Annotated in this window: 20 protein-coding genes; 15 read left to right on the top strand and 5 right to left on the bottom strand. The window is 66.5% G+C overall.

Annotated elements, in window-relative coordinates:
* Positions 1 to 158: 158 nt before the first annotated feature.
* The 3 genes from C3B78_RS02955 to C3B78_RS02945 are packed head-to-tail and all read left to right on the top strand — an operon-like array spanning position 159 to position 3,962.
* Complete coding sequence (locus C3B78_RS02955) at positions 159 to 1,214, top strand: iron ABC transporter substrate-binding protein (protein WP_104996747.1); 1,056 nt, start codon at positions 159 to 161, stop codon at positions 1,212 to 1,214.
* Between the two features lie 4 nt (positions 1,215 to 1,218).
* The gene (locus C3B78_RS02950; RefSeq protein ID WP_199775315.1) at positions 1,219 to 2,808 is read left to right on the top strand and encodes an ABC transporter permease; all 1,590 of its coding nucleotides are present in this window, start codon (positions 1,219 to 1,221) and stop codon (positions 2,806 to 2,808) included.
* Positions 2,805 to 3,962: an ABC transporter ATP-binding protein gene (locus tag C3B78_RS02945; RefSeq protein WP_199775314.1), complete on the top strand. Its 1,158-nt coding sequence runs from the start codon at positions 2,805 to 2,807 to the stop codon at positions 3,960 to 3,962. The genes C3B78_RS02950 and C3B78_RS02945 overlap by 4 nt, the downstream gene beginning before the upstream one ends.
* A gap of 54 nt (positions 3,963 to 4,016) precedes the next feature.
* Here the strand turns inward: C3B78_RS02945 and C3B78_RS02940 are convergent, their stop codons facing one another.
* Positions 4,017 to 4,655: a YdeI/OmpD-associated family protein gene (locus C3B78_RS02940; protein WP_104996745.1), complete on the bottom strand. Its 639-nt coding sequence runs from the start codon at positions 4,653 to 4,655 to the stop codon at positions 4,017 to 4,019.
* A gap of 106 nt (positions 4,656 to 4,761) precedes the next feature.
* On the opposite strand from C3B78_RS02940, the gene C3B78_RS02935 reads away from it, so the two are divergent.
* The 7 genes from C3B78_RS02935 (at position 4,762) to C3B78_RS02905 (ending at position 11,277) form a co-directional block, all read left to right on the top strand.
* Positions 4,762 to 5,496 carry a VOC family protein gene (locus C3B78_RS02935; RefSeq protein ID WP_104996744.1) on the top strand — a complete coding sequence of 245 codons (735 nt, stop codon included), beginning with the start codon at positions 4,762 to 4,764 and terminating at the stop codon, positions 5,494 to 5,496.
* Between the two features lie 112 nt (positions 5,497 to 5,608).
* Positions 5,609 to 6,148 carry an NUDIX hydrolase family protein gene (locus C3B78_RS02930; protein ID WP_104996743.1) on the top strand — a complete coding sequence of 180 codons (540 nt, stop codon included), beginning with the start codon at positions 5,609 to 5,611 and terminating at the stop codon, positions 6,146 to 6,148.
* 88 nt (positions 6,149 to 6,236) lie between these two features.
* Complete coding sequence (locus C3B78_RS02925) at positions 6,237 to 7,256, top strand: DUF6707 family protein (RefSeq protein WP_104996742.1); 1,020 nt, start codon at positions 6,237 to 6,239, stop codon at positions 7,254 to 7,256.
* Between the two features lie 84 nt (positions 7,257 to 7,340).
* Entirely contained in the window at positions 7,341 to 8,069 is a 729-nt protein-coding gene (locus C3B78_RS02920; protein WP_104996741.1) for an SRPBCC family protein, read from the top strand.
* Between the two features lie 46 nt (positions 8,070 to 8,115).
* Positions 8,116 to 9,465: a tRNA guanosine(34) transglycosylase Tgt gene (tgt, locus tag C3B78_RS02915; protein ID WP_104996740.1), complete on the top strand. Its 1,350-nt coding sequence runs from the start codon at positions 8,116 to 8,118 to the stop codon at positions 9,463 to 9,465.
* 42 nt (positions 9,466 to 9,507) lie between these two features.
* Positions 9,508 to 10,257 carry a dienelactone hydrolase family protein gene (locus tag C3B78_RS02910; protein WP_104996739.1) on the top strand — a complete coding sequence of 250 codons (750 nt, stop codon included), beginning with the start codon at positions 9,508 to 9,510 and terminating at the stop codon, positions 10,255 to 10,257.
* Positions 10,258 to 10,404: 147 nt separating this feature from the next.
* A complete protein-coding gene (locus C3B78_RS02905) occupies positions 10,405 to 11,277 on the top strand; it encodes a hydroxymethylpyrimidine/phosphomethylpyrimidine kinase (RefSeq protein ID WP_104999600.1) in 873 nt (290 codons plus the stop codon).
* A gap of 149 nt (positions 11,278 to 11,426) precedes the next feature.
* Here C3B78_RS02905 and C3B78_RS02900 read toward each other — a convergent pair whose 3' ends face one another.
* Both C3B78_RS02900 and C3B78_RS02895 read right to left on the bottom strand, forming a co-directional pair.
* Positions 11,427 to 12,704, bottom strand: a complete 1,278-nt coding sequence (locus C3B78_RS02900; RefSeq protein WP_234005574.1) for a serpin family protein — start codon at positions 12,702 to 12,704, stop codon at positions 11,427 to 11,429.
* A 335-nt stretch (positions 12,705 to 13,039) separates the two neighbouring features.
* On the bottom strand, positions 13,040 to 14,446 hold the full coding sequence (locus tag C3B78_RS02895; protein WP_104996738.1) for an MFS transporter: 1,407 nt from the start codon (positions 14,444 to 14,446) through the stop codon (positions 13,040 to 13,042).
* 335 nt (positions 14,447 to 14,781) lie between these two features.
* Between C3B78_RS02895 and C3B78_RS02890 the strand changes: the two genes are divergently transcribed.
* The 3 genes from C3B78_RS02890 to C3B78_RS02880 are packed head-to-tail and all read left to right on the top strand — an operon-like array spanning position 14,782 to position 17,901.
* On the top strand, positions 14,782 to 15,450 hold the full coding sequence (locus C3B78_RS02890) for a response regulator transcription factor (RefSeq protein ID WP_104996737.1): 669 nt from the start codon (positions 14,782 to 14,784) through the stop codon (positions 15,448 to 15,450).
* Positions 15,447 to 16,898 carry a HAMP domain-containing sensor histidine kinase gene (locus C3B78_RS02885; protein ID WP_104996736.1) on the top strand — a complete coding sequence of 484 codons (1,452 nt, stop codon included), beginning with the start codon at positions 15,447 to 15,449 and terminating at the stop codon, positions 16,896 to 16,898. The genes C3B78_RS02890 and C3B78_RS02885 overlap by 4 nt, the downstream gene beginning before the upstream one ends.
* A complete protein-coding gene (locus C3B78_RS02880) occupies positions 16,891 to 17,901 on the top strand; it encodes a TAXI family TRAP transporter solute-binding subunit (protein ID WP_104996735.1) in 1,011 nt (336 codons plus the stop codon). Before C3B78_RS02885 ends, C3B78_RS02880 begins: the two co-directional genes overlap by 8 nt.
* A 110-nt stretch (positions 17,902 to 18,011) precedes the next feature.
* On the opposite strand, the gene C3B78_RS02875 is transcribed toward C3B78_RS02880, so the two are convergent.
* Complete coding sequence (locus C3B78_RS02875; protein WP_104996734.1) at positions 18,012 to 19,526, bottom strand: XRE family transcriptional regulator; 1,515 nt, start codon at positions 19,524 to 19,526, stop codon at positions 18,012 to 18,014.
* Between the two features lie 149 nt (positions 19,527 to 19,675).
* Between C3B78_RS02875 and aceA the strand changes: the two genes are divergently transcribed.
* Both aceA and aceB read left to right on the top strand, forming a co-directional pair.
* On the top strand, positions 19,676 to 21,019 hold the full coding sequence (aceA, locus tag C3B78_RS02870) for an isocitrate lyase (RefSeq protein ID WP_104996733.1): 1,344 nt from the start codon (positions 19,676 to 19,678) through the stop codon (positions 21,017 to 21,019).
* A 93-nt stretch (positions 21,020 to 21,112) separates the two neighbouring features.
* Positions 21,113 to 22,765, top strand: coding sequence for a malate synthase A (aceB, locus tag C3B78_RS02865; protein ID WP_104996732.1), 1,653 nt, complete (start codon positions 21,113 to 21,115; stop codon positions 22,763 to 22,765).
* Between the two features lie 255 nt (positions 22,766 to 23,020).
* On the opposite strand, the gene C3B78_RS02860 is transcribed toward aceB, so the two are convergent.
* The gene (locus C3B78_RS02860) at positions 23,021 to 24,214 is read right to left on the bottom strand and encodes an MFS transporter (protein ID WP_104996731.1); all 1,194 of its coding nucleotides are present in this window, start codon (positions 24,212 to 24,214) and stop codon (positions 23,021 to 23,023) included.
* Positions 24,215 to 24,260: the final 46 nt, after the last annotated feature.

The following is a 24,260-nucleotide window of genomic DNA, read 5'->3' as shown; positions in this document are numbered from 1 at the left end:
GCACGCAACACTTCCGTAATTCTTGTGATCCTGCTCACATAACCCCGCTGCGGCTTGGTGGCTTAGGTATGGCTAACCTACGCTTTCCCCGTAGGCCTCCCGAATCCCGGCCCATGAGGACTCCGGTCCCGTTGACTTTTTTCCAGAAAGCAGCCCCCATGAAGATCCGCAACAGCGCCCTGGCCGGCATCGCACTCGCCGCCACCGCAGCCCTCGGACTGACCGCCTGCGGCGGCGGTTCCACTCCGGCAGCCACCGGCTCGTCTTCCGCCGCTGGCGGGGACTCGGGCGGAATCACCGTCTACAACGCGCAGCACGAGAGCCTGACCAAGGAATGGATCGACGCCTTCACGGCGGAGACCGGCATCAAGGTCACCATGCGCCAGGGGTCGGACACCGAGCTGTCCAACCAGATCATCCAGGAAGGCGACGCCTCCCCGGCCGACGTTTTCCTGACGGAAAACTCCCCCGCCATGACCCAGGTTGAGAACGCCGGCCTGTTCGCGGATGTGGACGCGGCAACCGCCGCGCAGGTGCCGGCAGAGTTCCGTCCTTCCACCGGCAAGTGGACAGGCATCGCTGCCCGCTCCACGGTCCTGGTGTACGACAAGAACAAGCTGACGGAAGACAAGCTGCCCAAGTCCATGCTGGACCTGGCCAACCCGGAGTGGAAGGGCAAGTGGGCCGCCTCGCCGTCCGGCGCCGACTTCCAGGCCATTGTCTCGGCACTGCTCGAGCTCAAGGGCGAGGCCGCAACCGAGGAGTGGCTCAAGGGCATGAAGGAAAACTTCAAGGCCTACAAGGGCAACAGCACCGCCATGAAGGCCGTCAACGCCGGTGAAGTGGATGCGGCCCTGATCTACCACTACTACTACTACGGCGACCAGGCGAAGACGGGCGAGAACTCCAAGAACGTCAGCCCGTACTACTTCAAGAACCAGGATCCGGGCGCCTTCCTCTCCGTATCCGGCGGCGGTGTCCTGAAGAGCTCCAAGAAGGCTGCTGATGCCCAGGCGTTCCTGAAGTTCATCACCGGCAAGAAGGGCCAGGAAATCCTAAAGGACGGCACCTCGTTCGAGTACGCCATCGCCTCGGATGTTCCGGCCAACGAGAAGCTGGTTCCGATCGCGGAGCTCCAGGCCCCCACTGTCGATCCCGCCAAGCTCAACTCGAAGAAGGTCACCGACCTGATGACAGCGGCAGGACTCCTCTAAATCCGTGACTCCTGATCTCTCGGCTCCCCCTCGGGGGAGCTCGACGACGGCGGGCCGGGGCAGCAGCCCCCGCCCGCCTTTCGGCGTTTCTGCGGTGTCCGCGCTGGCGGTGCTGATTGCCCTGTTTTCGCTCGTTCCGCTGGCCTACGTGGTGTACATGACCGCGGCAACCGGCTGGGACACCGCCGTCGAACTCATCTTCCGTCCGCGCGTGGCCGAACTGCTGCTCAACACCCTCCTGCTGACGGCGATCACCGTCCCGCTGTGCCTGGTCCTCGGTGTCGCCGGGGCATGGCTCGTGGAACGCACAACGCTGCGCGGCGCGCGGATCTGGGCTGTGCTCCTGGCCGCGCCGCTGGCCATCCCTGCGTTCGTCAACAGCTACGCCTGGGTCTCGGCAATCCCGTCGCTCGGCGGCCTGAGCTCGGGGGTCCTGATCGCAACACTGTCCTACTTCCCGTTGGTCTACATCCCCGCCGCTGCCGCGCTCAGCCGGCTGGACCCTGCCATCGAGCAGTCGGCGGCCGCGCTGGGCCTCGGCGCCTGGCGGTCCTTCTTCCGGGTAGTCCTCCCGCAGCTGCGCATTGCCATGACCGGCGGTGCGCTCCTGGTGGCCCTGCACCTGCTCGCCGAGTACGGGGCGTTCGCCATGATCCGCTTCGACACCTTCACCACGGCCATCATGGTGCAGTACCAGTCAACGTTCAACGGTGCTGCCGGAAACATGCTGGCCAGCGTGCTGGTGTTCTTCTGCCTCCTCCTGCTGCTGGCCGAAGTCAGGAGCCGCGGCACCGCCCGCTACGCCCGCATCGGCCCCGGCGCGCAGGCGAAGGCTCTGCGCCTGCCGCTGCACGCGTACCAGCTTCCCGCCCAGCTGTTCCTCGTGGGACTGACCGTACTGGCCTTCGGCCTCCCCCTGTTCTTTGTGCTGCGCTGGGTGGCCTCCGGCGGAACCGCCGCCTGGGCCGCGGACGAGTTCCTGCCGGCCCTCCTCACCACGCTCGGCTATGGCCTGACCGGCGCAGCGGCCACCATCGTGGTGGCATTTCCGATGGCATACCTGGCTGTCCGCCACCCCGGCTGGTTCAGCAAGTCCCTGGAGCTCTCCAACTACATCACCAGCTCCCTGCCCGGCATCGTGGTGGGCCTGGCCTTCGTGACGGTGAGCATCCGGATTGTGCCGGGGATCTACCAGACCGCAGGGGTGCTGGTGGCGGCCTACGTCCTCCTGTTCCTGCCGCGCGCCCTGGTCAACCTCCGGGCTGGACTGGCGCAGGCTCCGAAGGAACTGGACGAGGCCGCCCAGGCCTTGGGCAAGCCTCCGCTCGTGTCCTTCGTCCGGGTCACCCTGCGGCTCACGGCACCAGCCGCCGCGGGCGGCGCGGCTCTCGTCTTCCTTGCCATCGCCAACGAGCTCACCGCCACCCTGCTGCTCTCCCCCAACGGAACGCGCACGCTGGCCACCGAGTTTTGGAGCAAGAGCAGCGAGATCGACTACGCAGGCGCCGCGCCGTACGCCCTGCTGATGATCCTGCTCTCCGCGCCGATGACGTACCTCCTTTTCCAGCAGTCCAAGAAAGTAGCCGGACAGTGACAGAACAAGCCCCCTCGAGGCTGCCGGAACCGCGGATCGCGCCGTCCGTGGCGCCCACCACAAACAGCCACCTGGAGATCACGGACGTCACCAAGAACTTCGGCAACCAGGCCGTCCTGAAGGGCGTCAACCTCTCCGTCGCCAAAGGCGGAACCACGGCCATTGTGGGCCCGTCCGGGTCAGGCAAGACCACCCTGCTGCGGCTGATCGCCGGCTTCGAGCACCCCGAGACGGGCAGCATCGCGCTGAACGGCACCAAAGTGGCGGGCGACGGCGTCTGGGTGCCCGCGCACAAACGGCACATCGGGTATGTAGCCCAGGACGGCGCCCTGTTCCCGCACCTCAGCGTGGGGCAGAATGTGGCCTTCGGGCTCGATCCGGACCGCCTGCCCGGCGGCCGGCGCGCTGTGGCCGCACGGATCAGCGAACTGCTGGAAATGGTGTCACTGGATCCGGCCATGGCCAGGCGCCGCCCGCACCAGCTCTCCGGCGGGCAGCAGCAGCGCGTAGCACTGGCCCGGGCCCTGGCGCGGGAGCCCGAACTGATGCTCCTTGACGAGCCCTTCTCAGCACTCGACGCGGGGCTCAGGGTAGCCACCCGCCGGGCAGTGGCCAAGGTCCTGAATAAGGCCGGCGTGACCACCATCCTGGTGACCCATGACCAGGCCGAGGCGTTGTCCTTCGCGGACCAGGTGGCTGTAATGCGTGGCGGCAAACTCGCCCAGATCGGCAACCCGTTCGTGGTGTACACCCGCCCGGCGGACCGGGCCACGGCCGAGTTCCTGGGGGACGCGGTCATCCTGGACGCCTGGCTGGAGGGTTCGCTGGCAACCTGCTCCCTGGGGGCGATCCCCGTCCGGCGGCCGCCGGCGCAGGGCCGGGTGCAGCTGATGCTGCGGCCCGAGCAGATCAGGATTGCCGAGGGCGGAAACATCCGCGGCGTTGTAGTGGACACGGACTACTTCGGCCCGGAAACCACCGTGCGCCTGAAACTGTCCGTTCCGCCACAGCTGGCCTCCAGCCCGGACCACCGCTACCCCGGCGGCGGCGAGATCATCACCATCCGGCACTGGAACGCCTCCATCGCCCGGCCCGGCATGGAGCTGTGCCTGCGCGTGGTTGGCGAAGGCGTGGCGTTCCCCCTGGACGACTAACCCCAACTAGGTAGCGCTAAGTGTCGTTTTGGAGCCTCAAAACGACACTTAGCGCTACTCAGTTGGGGGCGGGCTGGTCGGTTGGGGTGACGGCGCAGGGTCGCCGGGACGCTTCTTCTGCGGATACGGGGCCTCGCCCCGCGCCAGCATGTCCACGAACCCGGCAATCCGCCGTTCCCGGGTGGCAGCCTGCACAGCGGAGTTGACCCGGTAAATCAGCGCAAACCGGTTTGTCCTGGTCAGGACGTCGAACATCGCCTGGGCGGCGGGAACCGCGGCAATGGCGGCGGCCAGGTCCTCCGGAACCTCGGCCACGGCCTGTCCGCCGTACGCGTTTGCCCAGCGCCCGTCAGCCTTCGCCGCATTCACAGCCGCCCAGCCGGCGTCGGTCATCTTCCCCGCCGCATCCAGCCGCGCCACGTGGCCCACGTTCCGCGCCGACCACGGACTCCTGCGGGTCCGGGGCGTCATCCGCTGGAGCGACGTGTGCTCATCACGGCGGCGCGCCTGGCCATCGATCCAGCCAAAGCACAGTGCCTCGTCCAGTGCGGCGGCGTAGTCCAGTTCCGTCACGTTTCCGCCCTTTTTGTGCAGCACCAGCCACACGCCGGGGCTGGTGCTGTGGTTCGCCTCGAGCCAGCTGCGCCATGCGGCCGCGTCCGGCAGCAGCAGTTCCTCGAGTTCAACGGCCATGCCCCTATTGTGCTCCTGCAGCCCGCCGGGACAAGCGCCGAGACAGCCGCCGGCCCACGTGGCAGTATGGGCCCTAATCGTCCCGTACCGATCCGAAGGACAAGCCATGCTCCGCGTCCGCCCCCTTCATTCCACCTCCAGGCCCGACTCCTGGGACACGCTCCTCACCGCGTTGGGCATGGTCATTACCGAGAACGACGCCGGGTGGCGGGTTTTTGACGCCGGCTCGGGCCGCCTCGCCCTCCACACCGTCCCCGAAGGCGCTGCGGAGGACGGCACCACAGCACTGGCGGTGGAGGTGGGGGACCTTGCGGAATTCGCCCGCCGGACCAACCTCGCGGCAGATGAGGACGGCGCCGCCCCCGCGGAACTCGTCACCGCGGACCATGGCGAGGCCTGCAGGATCACGGCCCCCGACGGATTCACGTTCCTGGCGGACAAGGCGTCCCACTTTGCGCAGTGCGCGGACGCTGACCCGGCGCTGGCCGTCGCCGGGGTCTGGTTTACCGAAGATCCCGCCGCCGCCTCCCGCACGCTGCAGCACATCGGGGCGCGCCCGCGCCCGGTTCCGGACCAGGACGACACCGCCGATTTTTCCACCAAGAACGGCGGTGTCCTGCTGGTGCGCCCGGCTTCAGGACCGGCACGTTCAGGCCTGGGCTTCGAGTACGACGGCGCACTGGAACCCCTGCGGCAGCGCCTCGCCTCGGCAGGTCTGCGGGTCAGCCTCACGGAGGAAGCGTTCGGACGCACCCTCCATGTAGCCAATCCCGACGCGGGCGGGCCCGGCGCCGGGCACGTACCGGCCACCCTCTGGATCGCCGGGCGCCACCACGGGTGAGAAGTTGCCCCACGGGCGGCAGGGGGCCGACGGGTGACGGGCGGGGCCGACGCATTCCGCCCGCAGCTGAGCCTCGGCTATCCAGCGGGGTCCCATGGGGTAGAACTTAACCATGAACGTGCGCACTCCTGACCCGAATCCCGGCTGGCTCTCCGAAGAGGACCTCTTTGAGGCGCGCGGGCGGCTGCCCATGGTGTACGTGGAGGCAGTGCCCGTCAGGCTGGACCCCCTGGGCTTCGTTAACGAAGTGGGAACCCTGCTCCAGGCGGACGAGGACGGAACTATGGTCCGGTCCCTGGTGTCGGGGCGCGTCATTTACCGTGAAACGATCCGCGCCGCGCTGCTGCGGCACATGGAAAAGGACCTGGGACCGCTGGCGTTCCCGCAGCTGCCCATCAGCCCCGTGCCGTTCACCGTGGCCGAATATTTCCCCGCACCGTCCCAGACCGGCTTCACCGATGACCGGCAACACGCCGTGGCCCTGGCCTATGTCATCCCGGTGACCGGCGAGTGCGAGCCCCGCCAGGACGCCTTGGAACTGACCTGGATGACCCCAGAGGAAGTCCTCAGCCCGGGCGTCCAGATGGAGTTCTCCGGTGGCCGCGGAGCCCTCATCCGCCAGGCCCTGGCCTTCGCCGGAGTGGGCTTCTGACACCCCCGCCGGGACGTGGGGGTCCCCGATTTTAAGGGCCCGTCTTTGTAGACTGTAGGGCGGACCGCAAGAGAACTTAAGGACTCCCATGACCGAAACACCAGCCGCCCGTCACCATCTTGAACAGCAGGCTGGATCCCTGACCACCGGCAACCACATTGTCCTGCCCGACGGCGGGCGGACGGCGGAGATACACCAGGTTGAGCTGGAACGGGACGATTTCGGGGCGCCCGCGCTAGTCCTCGCCAGCCTGTCCGGCGGCGGTACCCTCCGCATCGCGGTGGGCACCACAGTCACGGTGCTGGAGGAAGAGTCCGACGCCGTCACGCAGCTTCCGCAGGCAGCCGGCGTCCCTGCCCCGGCAGTGGGAGACGCGGGGCAGGAACACGCCAAGCAGCCCGGCGAAGAGCCTGCCTCCGCTGCCGCCGCTCCCGCCGTCGTCGTACCTCCCCTCCCGGCGGTCCCGCCGGCGGTGAGCGGTCCCAGTGAAGAGGACCTGGCACTGATTCCCGCACCGCAGGGCACTCCGGAATCAGTGGTGGAGGCCGCGGCCGAAGCGCATCCTGATGCCCAGGGCGTGCTGCTGTTGGCGGACCGGCTGGCCAAGGGCGTCAATTTCAAGTCAGGCAGCTGCCTGAAGGACCTGAGCGACCTTGCCCACGAGCTGTTCATCACCCTCAAGGATGCCGAGGGCGCACTCGCCGTGGCCGACCTCCTCAATGTCCTGCCCTTCGACGGGAACCCTGGGCGGTGGGCGTCCGTGGAGGCATCCCTGGCGCTGTCCAGCTACATCTGCCGGCAGGACGGCCAGGCGGAGCGGGCTGAGGTTTACGAAAAGCTGCTCCGGACCCCCGAAAACCAGGAATCGGATCCGTTCAAGGCCAGGATGGCGGCGAAGGTCCGGCAGCGCTCGCTCAACGAGCCGAACCTGTACGACAAGGAAATCTTCCGCTCCATCGACAACTCCAACCACGACGCCGAGCGCGAATGGCGCCTCCTGCGGCTCGAATCCCTGCTGTTCCTCCGCGCCCACGGGGGCTCGGAAACCATTGGGATGGGCGAACTCGAGCGGCGGATCAGCAACGAGCTGGAAGCCGTCCGTTCCTGACGATGCACCCGCCCCTGAACAGGGTGCCGGGTTAGGTAATTTGCCCCCTTCCCGGCACCCGGCCGGAGTTGTACATTCGGGGCTATGACCAACAATCTGAGCGTAGTGATCAACGCCGACGCGCCGCAGGTCTGGACCATGCTGCGGGAACCGTCCAAAGTAGCCCAATGGCATGGCTGGCAGGCTGAAGACCTGGATGCCGAGATCAAGGAAATCTACTTCTCCGGTGACGTTGAGGAGTCCCCGGACCACACCAGCCTCACCGTTCACGGCGGGGACACCTTTGAACTTCACCCCGAGCCCAATGGAACCCGGGTCAGCGTGACCCGGAGTGCCATGGACCACGATTCAGAGTGGGCGGCCTGGGACGAGGACATCACGCAGGGCTGGCTCACGTTCCTCCAGCAGCTCCGCTTCGCCCTGGAACGCCACCCCCACGGCAAGCGCCACACCCTGTTCCTGCATCTGACGGAAGGGCAGGGCTCCGCGATCGAGAAACTCGGACTGGCGGATTTGCCGGCACCGGGCGAGAGCTACCAGCTTAAACTGGGGACCGGCGAGGAGATCAGCGGGAAGGTCTGGTACCGGACCAGCCACCAGGTGGGTGTCACGGTGCACAACTACGCGGAACACGGCGAAGGGCTCCTGGTGGTGGCCGACCATCCTGCCATCAAGGACGTACGCGCAGAGGGCGAAGGGTCCCTGGTCATCGCCTCCACCTACGATCTCGGCGCCGCCAGGCTGGATGCCATCCGCTCATCCTGGGATGCCTGGCGGGCTGAGCACTACCCCGCAGCGGAACCGGTCAGCTGACCGGCCCGGTTGCCGGGACGGTGCTGATTGCTGGCACACTTGTACGGTGCCAGCCAACCCCGCCCCTGCTCCACACCCTGCCGACGCCCCGTTTGAACCGGGCCCGCGCACTGCCGGCGATGAAGCACGGGCACGGCAGTCGGAGTTTTCATTCCGGGTAGGCACGCGCCTGGCCGAGAGCTGCCCGCCGTCCGCCCCGCAGGAGGCGTCCAACGGGGGCCGGTTCCTGGGACGTACGGGCACCATCTCCACGCCCCATGGCCAGATCCAGACCCCGGCCTTCATTGCCGTGGGAACCAAGGCCACGGTCAAGTCCGTACTGCCCGAAGCCATGGCGGATTTGGGGGCACAGGCGCTGCTGGCCAACGCCTACCACCTGTACCTGCAGCCAGGCGCGGACATCCTGGACGAGGCCGGCGGCCTGGGCGCGTTCATGAACTGGCCAGGGCCCACGTTCACGGACTCGGGCGGATTCCAGGTGATGAGCCTGGGCTCGGGCTTCAAGAAGGTCATCGACATGAAGACTGTGGCTGCCGCCGGCGGGCCCGGACCGGACGACGCGGTGGCCCCCGGCAAGGAACGCCTGGCCCATATCGACGACGACGGCGTGTGGTTCAAGAGCCACCTCAACGGCGACCGGCACCGGTTCTCCCCCGAAATCTCCATGCAGGTCCAGCACCGGATCGGAGCGGACATCATGTTCGCTTTTGATGAGCTCACCACCCTGCAGAACTCACGCGGCTACCAGGAGGAGTCGCTGGAGCGCACCCGGCTGTGGGCGCTGCGCTGCCTCGAGGAGCACTTCCGGCTGACGGAAGAAAGGGCGGGCAAACCGTACCAGGCCCTGTTCGGCGTGATCCAGGGCGCGCAGTACGAGGACCTGCGCCGGAAGGCGTGCCGGGACCTGGGTGCCATGCCGTTCGACGGTTTCGGAATCGGCGGGGCGCTGGAGAAGGAGAACCTGGGCACGATTGTCCGGTGGTGCAACGAGGAGCTGCCCGAGGACAAGCCCCGGCACCTGCTGGGCATCTCCGAACCGGACGACATCTTCACGGCCATCGAGAACGGCGCGGACACCTTCGACTGCGTCTCCCCCACCCGGGTGGCCCGCAACTCCGCCTTCTACACGCCGCAGGGCCGGTTCAACCTGTCCGGAGCCAAGTACAAACGCGATTTCGGGCCGCTGCAGGAAGGCTGCGACTGCTACGCCTGCGCCAACTACTCCCGGGCCTACATCCATCACCTGTACAAGGCCAAGGAGATGCTGTCCGCCACGCTGATCTCCATCCACAACGAGCGGTTCGTGGTGAAGATGGTTGACGACGCCCGCCTGGCCATCGAGGACGGCACCTTCTTCGACTTCAAAGCAGACACCCTGGCGCGGTATTACGCGTAGCCGGCGCGCCGCCGTCGGAATTGCGTCCGATAGCCTGACCCCATGCTCATTGGAATCCCTGCCGCGGAAGGCACCGCGGAAGCCCTGGTGGCCCGTCCTTCCAGCGGCGGCGGGCCGTTCCCGGGCGCGATCCTGTACATGGACGCCTTCGGCCTGCGCCCGCGCATCGGGGACATGGCGCAACGCGTTGCCGACTGGGGCTATGTCGTCCTGGCCCCGAACGTCTTCTACCGGGATGGAACTGTTGCCGAGCTTGCCCCGAAAGGGGACATGACCACTCCGGAGGGCAGGCAGGCAGCCGGCCAGGCGGCGTTCCCGCGGATTGGCCACCTCACTGCTGACAAGGCGCTCGCGGACATCGATGCCTGGGTTTCGGCGCTCACGGCGCTCGACGACGTTGCGCCGGGTCCCATCGGCACCTTTGGCTACTGCATGGGGGCCAGGCTGGCGGTGCGCACCGCAACAGCCCACCCGGAGGTGGTGGCGGCATGCGGCGGCTTCCACGGCGGCGGGCTGGCCACGGACGAGCCGGACAGCCCGCACCGGGGACTCGGCTCGGCCAGAGCCGAGTTCGTGTTCGGCCACGCAGACCACGACCGGAGCATGGATGCTGACGCCGTGGCCCGGCTGGGGAAGGCCCTGAAGGCCGCAGGCCTCAAGGCGTCCAACGAGGTCTACCGGGGTGCATCCCACGGCTACTCAATGGCGGACACTTCGGCGTTCCACGTGGGAGCCACGGAACGGCACTTCCGGGAGCTGCGCGCCCTGCTCGACCGGACCTTGAAGGGCTGACGCCACCTCACTTCTTTACCGGATCACCAAGGACGTCGCAGGGAGCGCCAGCCGTCCCGGCTGGCGGGGCTGTTGGAGACAGCAATCAGCATGCGGACTGTACAGCAGCACAAAGACGCGTCCGACGACGGATGGCAGGATGGTGCCATGACTTCCGTTTCCGTTGACGCACCCCGATCCGCCGCAGCTCCCGCAGTTGTCCTGACCATCGCAGGCTCCGAAGCTACCGGCGGCGCCGGCGCCCAGGCGGACCTGAAAACGTTCCAGGAGCTCGGCGTCTTCGGCATCGCCAACCTCACCTGCATCGTCTCGTTCAACCCGAACGACAGCTGGAACCACCGGTTCGTCCCGGTGGACCGGCAGGTGATCGCCGACCAGCTGGAAGCGACGACGGCGGCGTACGGTCCGTCGTCGTCCGCTCCTTCGGAGCCCGGCCGCCCGGTGCTGGACACGGTGAAGATCGGCATGCTGGGCAGCCCCGCCACCATCGCCACAGTCGCTGACGCCCTGGCCGCCGGCCAGTTCGAAAACGTGGTCCTGGACCCGGTGCTGATCTGCAAGGGCCAGGAACCCGGGCACGCCCTGGACACGGACCAGGCGCTGAAGGCGCAGATCCTTCCGCTGGCCACCTTCGTCACGCCCAACCACTTCGAGGCCGAATCGCTGTCCGGCCTCGACATCACGGACGTCGAATCCCTCAAGGCCGCCGCCATCCGGATCCATGAGCTCAGCGGCGCCGCCGTGCTCGCCAAGGGCGGGGTGCGGCTGGAAGGCCCGGACGCCGTCGACGTCTTCTATGACGGTGAAACCCTCGAGGTCCTCAGCGCCCCCAAGGTGGGCGAGGTGGCGGTTTCCGGGGCTGGCTGCTCGTTGGCCGCAGCCGTGACGGCGGAACTCGCCAAGGGCGCCACCCCGCTGGAGGCTGCCCGGACGGCCAAGGAATTCGTCACCGCGGGCATCCGCAACCGCGTAGCCTCAGGAGCCCCGTTCGATGCCCTCTGGCAGGGCGGAGCCCGCTAACCCGCCGCCCCCCCGACGCTCTCTCACTTGATGCGCGTTTTCCCGGAACCCTCTTGCACCTAGCGCGAGAGGGTTCCGGATTTTCCGGCATTAACTGATAGAGCGTCTGAGGTCGGGGAGGGCGGCGAGGGCAGGCCCGGGACACGCGCTCACCTGGGGTCGGCCACAGTTCCCATAAACAGCGGCAGCCCAGTTTCAACGTGGACGATCTGGTAGTGGTACGGCCGGTCGAACTCGATGGTCCGCTCGGGCTGCGGCGGGACGCTGGTGGCCATTCCGTTGATCTGGGTCACCGCGGCCGCGATGGTGCCCTTTTCGGCCACGGTGATGTTGGCAGCCTGGGCGGCCTGGGTGACCATCATCTGCGGCTGGATGCTGTTGAAGTCCTCCGTGGTGCCCAGCATGTTCTCCAGGCCCAGCGCCTCGAAGACCTTGCGGAGGTCAAAACTGGACCTGTGGTCCCAGCGGGGCAGCTGGACCTGGACTGACGCGGGCCGGGCCACATCAAACATGTCCGCGATTTCCGTCAGTTTTTCCGCGTCGAAGGCCGCCGGGGCGGGAGTGTCAGCGGGAGCGGCCGTCTCCGCGGGCAGGACCAGCCGCATGACGAAACCGTCGGCGTAGGGTAGGTCAACACCCTGCCAGCCGGCACCTTCCGCATACTTCATGGTGAGTTCGTTGTGCATGGCCGGCACGTTGATTTCCTCGCCGGCGGCTGTCGTGAACGGCAGGTCGGAGGTGGCGTTCGGATCGAACGGCATGCTCCAGGCGGCGGCGAAGTACAGGGAGTTGAGCAGGCTGAAGGTGTTGTCGGGGTCGTATTCCGCCGGGGCTTCCTTGATCCGGCCGCCGGTATTCCTGCTCACCCACGCATCTATGGCGGGCTTCGTTGCCCCTTCGTCGCTGAAATCCACGGGATACACCCCGGATCCGTAGTGCCGGGCCAGGGTGTCCAGGAAGGACTGCCCGGTAGGCACGTCCTTGTCCACGAAAAGTCCGTTGGCGGAATGCATAACCGGTTTCTGCGGCGGATTGTCCTCATCCACTGCGGCGGGGTCGCCGTCGAACTTCTCAAGCGAGCGGAGGAGCGAGTTCATGGCCTCATCGCGCTTCTCAAGGGGGAACTGCAGGACGCTGTCCATCTCGGCCGCGGTCCCGCCGGTGGCACCGGCGCGCAGCATGGCGAGGGCAATCAGCAGGCTTCCGGGCGAGGACACCACGTTCCCGTTGTCGCCGTCGCCGCCGTCGGCCAGCAGCGCCTCGCCGAGGACGAACGCCGAAGCCCGGAAGGAGCGCAGTTCAGCGGCGTAGTCCGCACGGTCCACCGAAACCCGCTCGACGCCGTCGGCCGTGAGGAGTTCCGGGGCCGGCGGCCGGGCTGGCACCGCACACCCCGCCAGTCCTATCAAGGCACCCAACGCAATCATCCGCTGAAAACGAAACACCTCTGTTGCCTCCCCCGGCATGCCAAGGCAGGAATCCGCCTCCTCCCAGTGAAACAGCGACGGCGGCGCGGGACGATGCCGGGAGGGTCACGCTTTGCATTCGATTTGGTCTCGCCCGGCTCGCGGGACGCCGCGCCGGGCCCTCTCTCACTTAACGGTGGAAAACCCGGGACCCTCTCTCACTTTCCTGAAGAAAGTGAGAGAGAGTCGAAGGAAAATCCACATCAAGTGATAGAGCGTCCTGGCGTGGTGGACGGACGACGGCGGGCGGGCACCCGCCGTCGTCATTTGTCCTGCCGCAGGTGTGCTTCCGGGAGCTAAACGCCCAGCAGGTCCTTGTCCTTGCTGTCGTCCTTGTCTCCGTCCTTGCGCTCCTGCACCCACGCGTGGCCCTGCTCCTGGTCCAGGTGGGTTGCCTTCTTGTTCTTCAACGCAAAGATGTACACCAGCAGCGAGAGGGCAATTGCCACGGTGACGTAGGTGAAGAACAGGTCAACCCGCTCGGCCTTCTGGAAGGCTGCGCCGATAAGCGGAACGGTCCCGCCGAACAGCGAGTTGGCGATCGCGTAACCCAGGCCGACGCCGAGGGCACGGATGGAGGCCGGGAACAGCTCGGCTTTCACCAGTGCGTTGATGGAAGTGTAGCCGCCCACAATCACCAGGCCACCCATCATCAGCATGAAAGCGGTGAAGGGATCCTTGGTGTTGGCCAGGGTGGAGAGCAGCGGCCAGGTGAACAGGACGCCGGTGATGCCGAACCACAAGAGCAGCGGCTTGCGGCCCACCTTGTCCGAAATCATGCCGTACACCGGCTGCAGGAGCATGAAGATGAACAGCGCCCAGAAGTTGATCACCGAGGTGTCGGTCTTGGCGATGCCGGAGGTATCGTTCATGAACTTCAGGATGAAGTTGGTGTAGGTGTAGAAGGCCACGGTGCCGCCGAGCGTAACACCGATGCAGACCAGCAGCGGCTTCCAGTACTGCGTGAACAGCAGCTTCATGGTGCCGGGCTGGGCAACCCCCGCTTCGGCCGGGGTCTTTGCAGCCTGTACCTGTTCCTCCGAAACGGTCTCTTCCATAGAGCGCCGGAGCCAGAGGACCACGAGCGCCGCGACGCCGCCCAGCGCGAACGGGATCCGCCAGCCCCACTCGGTGAGGTCCTCCTTGGGCATGGCATTCTGCAGGATCACCAGGACCAGCAGGGCCAGCATCTGGCCACCGATCAGGGTGACGTACTGGAAGCTGGAGAAGAAGCCGCGCCGCCTGGACGTTGCGGCCTCCGACATGTAGGTGGCGCTGGTGCCGTACTCGCCGCCCACCGAGAAGCCCTGGACCAGGCGGATCAGGATCAGCAGGATCAATGCCCAGACTCCCACCTGCTCCGTCGTGGGCAGTACGGCGATGGCGAATGACCCCGCAGACATCAGGGTAACGCTTAGGGTAAGCGCGGCCTTGCGGCCCTTGCGGTCCGCGTACCGGCCGAAGAACCAGGCACCGATGGGCCGCATCAGGAACGACGTCGAGAAGACGGCCATCGCTTCCAGGCCCGCCTGGAGGTCGTCCTTCGAGTTGAAGAAGTGGGACTGGAAGTAGGCGGCGAAGACCGTGTAGACGTACAGGTCATACCACTCCACCAGGTTGCCGGCAGAGCCCTTGAGGATGTTGCTGACCGCCCGCCGGGTCTGGGCCGACTCACTCACTGCCGCGGTTTGCTGGGTGCTCATCGCTGAACCTTCCTTGGCTGTGCGGCCCTGGCTGTGCGCCCAGGCCCGACTTTCGTGCTGTCCATGGCAGCATTGCTCATGGTTCCTCCTCGACGTTGAACGTCCCCTGGAAGCCCGGGGACCCCACCAAAGCTATTGGTGAGCCAGCGCACAGCCCAAGCGAAATCCGAATTCCTAACACTTCCTTAGGTTTTCCCGCGGGCAGCGGTCCCGGGCGGCGGAGCTGAACCGCCCCGGGCCGGGCGGAAGACAAGCGAAAGGGGTAATCTCCAAAGGCGGGCAGGGGAAATCGCGTCCCTGGAAACGGAAGCCGCCCAACGGAACAGGAACTGGCAATGGATGTGCTGATCGTCGAGGACGACGACGCCATGGCATCCGCCCTCGGGGCGGCCGTGGTTTCCGCCGGGCATGCGTCGGCCAGGGTTTCCCGGGGCGCCGATGCACTCCTGGAGCACCGGCGCTTCGGCGTGATCCTGCTGGACCTGGGACTTCCCGACATGGACGGCCTTGAGGTGCTCCGGAAGCTTCGGCAGGTCACGGACGTTCCCATCCTGATCCTCACAGCGCGCGACGATGAGCGGAGCGTGGTCCTTGGCCTCCGATCCGGGGCTGATGACTACCTCGTCAAGCCGGTCAAGCTCGTGGAGCTCCTGGCCCGGATCGAAGCCGTCACCCGGCGGGCGGGCCGCGCGCCCGGCAACACGCAGCGGCGGATCGTGCTGGGGGAACTTGAGGTGGACCTCGAACGCCGCCTGGCAGTCCTCTACGGGCAAGTGCTCCCCCTGACCGCCACGGAATTCGATCTGCTGGCTCTGCTGGCCAGCCATGCAGGGTCAGTAGTGACCCGGGAGCAGATCTTGGACGCCCTGTGGGGCGATGCGTTCCTGGCCTCCTCGCGGTCACTTGACGTGCACCTGACCGGGCTGAGGTCCAAGCTGCAGCTGCCGGGGTTCATCATCAACGTCCGCGGAGTTGGTTATAGGGTCGAGGCGGACCCTGAGTGAAGCTCCGTGTCCTCGGGATCCTGAGCATCCTCTCCGTCCTCCTGGTGCTCATCGCGTCCAACGCCCTCCTGGCTTCGGCCAGCCGGGAACTCACGCAGGAACTCCAGATCAACAGGGCCACTGCCCTGAACAGGCTGGCGCAGGTTGCGTTCGACGCCGGCACTGAGGGAGGCGATTCCACCCAGTTGCAGGCCGAAATGGACAGGTACTCGGAGCTCTACGAGGAAGGAGTCCTGATCCGGCTCCAGCAGGGCACCCTGCGCTCCGGCGGCCTGAGCGAGGACCGGGCAGACGTGCGGAATGCTTTGGCCAGGGCCAGCCTGAACCTCAGTGACACCACAGTGGCGCCGCTTCAACCGTTCGGCACAGGCTCGGAGGTGATTTCCCGCTCGTTTGGAAGCGCCAGCCAGGTACTCGGCGCAGCGGTCCTGGAAGTCAACCAGGACGCTGCCCGGCAGAAACTCCGCGAACGCTGGCTAGGTGTCGGACTGGCCGCGGCGGCACTCATGGCAATGCTCCTCATCGCCGCATCCCGGGTGACCCGCTGGGTGCTGCGCCCGGTCCACCGGCTCAATGCGGCCGTCGCCGAACTGGAAACCACCGGCCGGAGCAGCCGGCTACCGGAGGAAGGACCTCCCGAGCTGAGGGCGCTGAGCCGTTCCTTCACTGCGATGGCACAAAGCGTCAGCGACAGCATCGAAGCGCAACGCCAGCTCATTGCGGACACCTCCCATGAACTGCGCAACCCTGTTGGTGCGCTGCGGCTGCGCGTCGACTTGCTGCAGCTGGAATTGAAGACCACCCGGGAAAAGACGGCTGCATCCGCCGTCGAGACTGAGCTGGAGAGGGTGGAGGAGATCCTTGACGGCGTCCTCAAACTCGCCGCCGCCGAACACCGGGCCTTCGAGGACTCCGCCGGCACACCCGGTGAGGCGCCTTCCCGACGAGATCGGGGGCCCATTGATCCAGTCCCTGTCCTGCAGGAACAGGCCGAACGTGCAGCACCTGCCGCGCGACGTGCCGGCGCCTCCATCCATTTCGACAGAACGCCCGGCCAGCCCGCACTGATTGCCTGCGACGCCGGGGACCTCGCGCAGATGGTCGGGGAACTGCTGAACAACGCGATCAAATATGCCGGCCGCGCCCGGATATCAGTTGCCGTCCGTCAGGTCGGCGCCACCGTGGTGATCCAAGTGTCCGACGACGGGCCCGGGCTCTCGTCCGAGGAAAGGGCAGCTGCCACACAGCGGTTTTGGCGCTCACCGAAGCACCGGGACGTGCGCGGAAACGGCTTGGGCATGACCATCGTCGAAAAGCTGGCCGCAGCCAATGGCGGACGCCTGCTGCTCCGCGAGGCGCACCCGCACGGCCTGGCGGCGTTCCTGGAGTTTCCCCTGGTCCCTAAAAGCGGTCCGGAAGCCACGGGGCAGGTGGCTCCGCATGCCTGACGTTCGTTTCAGCCTGCCGTCGAGACGCGAAGCCATCAGGGCCGGTGTTGCCGCAGGGCTCGCGGGACTGCTGCTACCGGCCCTGGCGGCCTGCACCCCGGCGGACAGCCCGGACGCCGTCACCGTTGCGGGCGGCGAACCGGGCGGCTTCTACCTGGAGTTCGCCACCCTGCTCGCCGCGTCCCTGCAGCGCCATGGAGTGGCCCGGCAGGCCACGGCCCTGACCACGGGGGGCAGCCTGGACAACCTCAGACAGCTCGCTGCCGGGCAAGCCACGTTCGCCGTCGCCCTCGCTGATGCCGCCGCGCAGAGGGAAGCAGGGAAGAACTCGTCCGACGCCGGCATTACGGCGCTGGGGCGGGTGTACGAAAACTACGTCCATTGCGTGGTCCGGAAGGCCAGCGGCATCCGGAGCATCGGGGAGCTGGCCGGCAGGACGGTGGCTGTGGGCGAGCCGGGTTCGGGGACGTCCCTCACCACTCCCCGCCTCCTTGAGGCCGCCGGGCTTGGTTCCGTCGCTGCCGGCGGGGCCGGTGCTGCCGGACAAGCCGTCACCGTCCTGAACCTGGGCCTCAATGACGGCCTCGCGGCACTGCGTGCGGGGTCAGTGGACGCCCTGTTCTGGTCCGGGGGCGTTCCCACGGCCGCGATCTCCGCCGCCCATGACGACGTGGGTCTTAACTTCCTCGATCTTTCCCTGTTGTTGCCGGCGCTTCGGTCCAGGTACGGCGTCTTTTATGACCGGGTCCTGATCCCGGCAGGCGCTTACGGGGGTGCCCCTGCCGTCTGGACGGTGGGGGTGACCAACCTGCTGCTGTGCCGGCGCGACCTGGACGCCCGCACCGTGAAACGGACCGTGGAATTACTGGTGGGCCATGCTGAGGAGCTGATCCCCCGCTCGAGCCTGGGCGTTCAGTTCCTGAGCCCGGATTCCCTGATTAACACGGCTGGCATTCCGTTGCACCCGGCAGCGGCGGACGCTTACCGCGAGCTGCACGGGTGACCCGATCCTCTCTCACTTAATGCTGGAAAACCCGGGACCCTCTCTCACTTTCCTTAAGAAAGTGAGAGAGGGTCCCGGGAAAACGCGCATTAAGTGAGAGAGCGTCCGGGTCACGTTCCCGAGTGCGCCTGAAGGAAGCTGTACACCTCGGTTTCGTCGACGCCGGGGAAGGCGCCGGGCGGCATGGCCGCCAGCAGGTGCGAATGGGCCCGGGCGGAGGGCCATGCGTTGCCGGCCCACTGCGAGGCGAGCTCGGTCGGCGGCCGTTTGCAGCAGTTCGGATCGGGGCAGGTGGACTTGGCCCGCGCGGTGGTTTCCCGTCCGCGGAACCATTTGACGTGCTGGTACGGCACGCCGATGCTGAGCGAAAACTCGCCGCTGGCTGAACGTTCGGTGCGGGCGGTGCACCAGTACGTCCCGGAGGGCGTGTCGGTGTACTGGCTGTAGGCGCTGAACTTGTCCGGAACGTCGAACACTGCGCGGGAAGTCCAGGCCTTGCACGACGGCTGGCCCTCGATGGCGCCGGTGTGGTCCTGCGGGAACGCCACGCCGTCGTTCTCGTATGCCTTGTAGATGATTCCGCTCTGGTGCGTCTTCTGGAAATGGGTGGTGATGCCCAAGTGCTGCGTGGCAAGGTTCGTAAACCGGTGGGCTGCCGTTTCATAGGACACGGCAAAAGCGTCCCTGATGTCCTCCACGGCGATTTCCTTGGCGGCCTTCGCCTTCTGCAAAAATTCCAGGGTTGCCTTTTCCGGCAGCAGGAGCGCTGCAGCAAAATAGTTCGTTGCCACGCGCTGGGCCAGGAAGTCGCCGTAGTTCTTCGGGGTTTCGTGCCCCAGCACGTAGTGACCCAGGGCCTGCAGCAGCACCGACCGGGGGTCGTGGTCCTGCCGCTGGTTCTGGGTCAGGTAAATTCTGCGGTTCTTCAAATCGGTCACGGAACGGGTGGAATGCGGCAGGTCACCCACATGGTGCAGGGTGAATCCGAGGTTCTCGGCGATGTCCGCGATGACGTGCTGGCTAAGCGGGCCGGTAGTGTAACCAACCCCCTTGAGCACCTTCTGCGCCTCGGCCTCGTACTCCGGAAAATAGTTGCCGCGCTCGCGCATCATTGCCCGCAGTTCACCGTTCGCCCGGCGCGCTTCCTCCGGGGTGGCCACCTGCTCGTTCATCTTGCGCTCCAGCTCATGCAGCAGCCCCACCTGGGCCTCCAGCACGTCCACCGGAAGCCGCGAGCTGATGCGGATTTTGGGCAGGTTCAGCGTCTCGTAGAGCGGGCTGCGCTGGTAGCGTTCGAGCTCGATCTCCAGGGCGGCCCGGCGGCTGGGAGGTTCCGCGCCGAGAAGTTGGTCGATGCTGACATTGAGGGCGGACGCCAGGTGCTGCAGGAGCCCCAGCTTCGGTTCCCGCTTGCCGTTCTCGATCAGGCTCAACTGGCTGGGTGCGGTACCGACGGCGGCGCTGAGGTTATCCAGGGTCAGTCCGGCTTGCTTGCGCAGATGGCGCACGCGGCGGCCCAGGCTGATGACGTCCAGTTCAGCAGACGCGGCGGACGGTGTTGGCGGCGCGGCTTCGCGGTTCCAGCTTCCAGGGGACATTTCTAAAGAATACGTGAAGAAACGCATTTCTTTCCAGCATTTCTCTCTAGAAAGCCTCTTGGAAGTGCGGAAAAGTAAGTGTCACGGAAAGAAACACCGCACCGGAAGGCCGGTGGGAACCTCAATGACGCGGTTCCCACCTATCCGATCCCGGAGCTCAATCAAGGAGATCAACGATGACTGCAGCATTTGAGCCCACCCAGCAGACGCCCGGCCAGGACGCAGAATCGCAGGCCGCCGCCCTGGAGCTCGAGTGGGCCGCCAACCCCCGTTGGGAAGGTGTGACCCGGGACTACTCAGCCTCCGACGTCGTCCGTCTCCGCGGCCGCGTCTCCGAAGAGCACACCCTGGCCCGCCGCGGCTCGGAGAAGCTGTGGAAGCAGCTCACCGAGGAGCACAAGACCGGCGGCTACACCAACGCGCTCGGCGCGTTGACCGGCAACCAGGCCGTGCAGCAGGTCAAGGCCGGGTTGCGGGCCATCTACCTTTCCGGCTGGCAGGTCGCAGCCGACGCGAACAACTCCGGCCACACCTACCCGGACCAGTCGCTCTACCCGGCCAACTCGGTCCCGACGGTGGTCCGCCGGATCAACAACGCCCTGCTCCGGGCCGACCAGATCGAGTTCTCCGAGGGCATCCGGACCGTCGAGGACTGGCTGGTCCCGATCGTTGCCGATGCTGAAGCCGGTTTCGGCGGCCCGCTGAACGCCTACGAGCTCATGAAATCCATGATCCAGGCCGGCGCCGCTGGTGTGCACTGGGAGGACCAGCTCGCGTCGGAAAAGAAGTGCGGCCACCTCGGCGGCAAGGTCCTCATCCCCACCCAGCAGCACGTCCGGACCCTCAACGCTGCCCGTCTCGCCGCGGACGTCGCCGGCACCCCGTCGGTGGTCATTGCCCGCACCGACGCGGAGGCAGCGACCCTGATCACCTCCGACGTCGACGAACGCGACCAGGAATTCATCCTCCGCGAAGGAGGACAGCCGGTCCGCACCCCGGAGGGCTTCTACAAGGTCCGCAACGGCATCGAACCCTGCATCGCCCGCGCCAAGGCCTACGCCCCCTACTCCGACCTGATCTGGATGGAAACCGGCACCCCGGACCTCGAGCTCGCCCGCACGTTCGCCGAAGCAGTCAAGGCCGAGTTCCCGGATCAGATGCTCTCCTACAACTGCTCGCCGTCGTTCAACTGGCGCAAGCACCTGGACGACGCCACCATCGCGAAGTTCCAGCGTGAACTGGGCGCCATGGGCTTCACGTTCCAGTTCATCACCCTGGCCGGCTTCCACGCCCTGAACTACTCGATGTTCGACCTCGCCCACGGCTACGCCCGGGAAGGCATGAGCGCCTACGTCGAGCTCCAGGAAAAGGAATTCGCCTCCGAATCCCGCGGCTACACCGCAACCAAGCACCAGCGCGAAGTCGGCACCGGCTACTTCGACGACATCGCCACTGCGCTCAACCCGAACGCATCCACCCTCGCCTTGGTCGGATCGACCGAAGAGGGCCAATTCCACTAAAACTTTCCCAAGTAAGTAGCACTAAGTGTCGTTTTGGAGGCTCAAAACGACACTTACTGCTACCCAGTTGGGCCTGCATCAGGAGCACATGACATGAACAGCTTCACCGACACCTTCACCATCAATGGCATTACCTTGACCGCGCAGCCTGTGTGCCGGCAGCAAGAGGTGCTGACTCCGGATGCCCTGGCGTTCATCGCCAAGCTGCACCGGGCGACGGCGGCACGGCGGCAGGAGCTGCTGCAGGCCCGGCGCAGCCGGCGGGGTGCCATCGCCTCCGGGCAGGACCCGCGGTTCCTCCGCGAGACCGAGCACATCCGCAACGACCCCTCCTGGCGCGTCGCTCCGCCGGCACCCGGCCTGGAGGACCGCCGCGTGGAAATCACCGGCCCGGTAGACCAGAAGATGACCATCAACGCCCTGAACTCCGGCGCCAAGGTCTGGCTGGCGGACATGGAGGACTCCTCCACCCCCACCTGGCGCAACGTCATCAAGGGCCAGCTGAACCTCACCGACGCCCTGGAACGCCGCATCGACTTCACCACCCCCGAAGGCAAGGAATACAAGCTCCGCCCCGCCGGCGACCTGCCCACCATTGTGGTCCGCCCCCGCGGCTGGCACCTGCCGGAGAAGCACATGCTGATCGACGGCGAACCGGTCGCGGGCGGCATCGTGGACTTCGGCCTGTTCTTCTTCCACAACACCCGGCGCCTGCTCGCCCAGGGCAAGGGACCGTACTTCTACCTGCCCAAGATCGAAAACCACCTCGAAGCCCGGCTCTGGAACGACATCTTCATCCTCGCCCAGGACCTGCTCGGCATCCCGCAGGGCACTATCCGCGCCACCGTGCTGATCGAGACCATCACCGCGGCCTTCGAAATGGAGGAAATCCTCTACGAACTGCGCGACCACGCCGCGGGCCTGAACGCCGGCCGGTGGGACTACATCTTCTCCCTGATCAAGAACTTCCGCACCCGCGGCCCCCGCTTCGTCCTCCCGGACCGCGGCCAGGTGACCATGACCCAGCCCTTCATGCGCGCCTACACCGAACAGCTGGTCCGCGCCTGCCACAAACGCGGGGCCATGGCCATCGGCGGAATGGCCGCAGCCGTCCCCAACCGCAAAGACCCAGAAGCGAACACCAACGCCCTCGAAAAAGTCCGCGCCGACAAAACCCGCGAAGCCAACGACGGCTTCGACGGCTCCTGGGTGGCCCACCCCGACCTGGTGCCCGTCTGCCGCGAGGTGTTCGACAGCATCCTGGGCACCCGCACCAACCAGCTGGACCGGCTCCGCGAGGACGTCACCCCGGATGACCGCGCCCTGATCAACGTCGCCGCTACCGAGGGGACCATCACCGAACAGGGCATCCGGAACAACATCGAAGTGGGCATCCGCTACATCGAGTCCTGGCTCCGGGGCAACGGCGCAGTGGCCATCCACAACCTCATGGAAGACGCCGCCACCGCGGAAATCTCCCGCTCGCAGCTCTGGCAGTGGATCTACGCCCGGGCCATCACCGACCACGGGGAAATCATCACCCACCACTGGGTGGAGGAGCTCCTGGACGAGGAATTCGCACGGTTGGAACGCTTCGACGGCGACCGGTTCGAGGACGCCCGGGACATCTTCGAGGAAGTCACCCTCGGCCAGGACTTCCCGTCCTTCCTCACCCTCCCCGCCTACGCACGGTACCTGACGGAGGCCCGTGAGAAGGCCACTGTCGAGGAGCTCGCGGCGGCGTAGGTTCCAACAAGACTTCCGTCCGCCGGGCCGGCACGCCCTCCGCAACAGGCACCTCCGAAATCCGGAGGGCCGGCCCGGCGACGGAGCACCTCCAACGCACCAATGCACTCCCTGATCGCTCTCTCATTCGATGCTGGAAATCACGATCGCTCTCTCACTTTCCTTAGAAAAGTGAGAGAGCGATCAACTATTTCCCGCATCAAGTGAGAGAGCGTCGGAAGGGGCGGAGGGCGTACGACGACGGCGCTGTTCGCCTCAGCGGTTTTTCGGCACCTTCCGCACGGAAAGGGTGGTGGTGAGGAAGAACGTCAGCACCGACGCCAGAATCAACAGCATGGGCACGTCCCAGGAACCGGTCAGCCCCTGAAGGTACCCCAGCAGCGGAGGAGCGGCCGCCCCGATTGCATATCCGGCGCCTTGGACGACGGCGGACATCTTCCCTGCCGACGCCTGGTCCCGGGCGATCTTGATGATGGCGGTGAAGATCAACGTGATGCCGCCACCTTGGGCTACGCCGCCCAGGGAGCACCACAGCCACCACCAATCCGGGGCCAGCAGCAGGCCCAGGGGGACTGTCAGCCACATCAGGCCAAGGGCCACGGCCACGGTGGTCGTACTGGCAAACCGCGCCGCCAAGGGAACGCCCAGGCCGCCGGCGATCGCCAGGATCTGGAACAGCGAGGATCCGGCACCGGCCGCGGCAGGGGCCATTCCCAGCTCGTCGGCCAGGATCTTCGGCAGCCAGGCGGTTACCCCGTAATAGGAGAAGGCCTGTCCCGCGAAGCCTGCCGTCAGGCCGGCCGTGGTCCACCGCGCACCGTCAACCGGAGGCAACCGGATGCCTCCGCCGTCGTCGGGGGCAATGAAGAAAGCCCGGCGGGCCCCCACGGCCAGGGTCCAAAAAACTACTGCCACCACCGCCAGCACGGCCACGGATCCCAGCGCGAACCGCCACCCGGCCAGGCCGGCGAGCGGCGCTGTGGCCACCGAGGTCAGGAACGAGCCGATGTTCAACGCCGCGGTGTAGATGCCCATCGCGGTCCCCTGCCGGGCCTGCCCGAAATCGCGGCGGATGATCAGCGGCACCGCGATGTTGCCCACCGTGATGGCCAGGCCAATCAGCACCGTCCCGGCCACCACCAGGATGGGGCCTCCCGCCGAACGCACCAGGACCCCGGCAAGTACGCCGAGGATGGTCAGCGTCACCGCGAACTCGGCACCGAATTTCCTCGCGGCCAGGGAGGCCAGCGGAGCGGCAAGGGAGAAGCACAGCACCGGGATGCTGGTCAGGAGCCCCAACAGGACCGGCGAGAAGTTGAGCTCTGCCTGCATCAGGTCCACTACCGGGGCAACTGCCACAAAAGGGCCCCGCAGGTTCAGGGCCAGCAGGCCAATGCAGGCCAGCAGGATCCAGCTGTTGGGAATTCGGGCGAGGATCCGGCCGTTCACGGGGCCAGGAACCGGTTTGGGGGTGGTTTCATCACTCCCATTGCTA

Source organism: Arthrobacter sp. PGP41 (assembly GCF_002953935.1).
Taxonomy (GTDB): domain Bacteria; phylum Actinomycetota; class Actinomycetes; order Actinomycetales; family Micrococcaceae; genus Arthrobacter.
The sequence above is the reverse complement of the archived record's forward strand: the minus strand, read 5'-3'. Positions and strand labels throughout refer to the sequence as shown.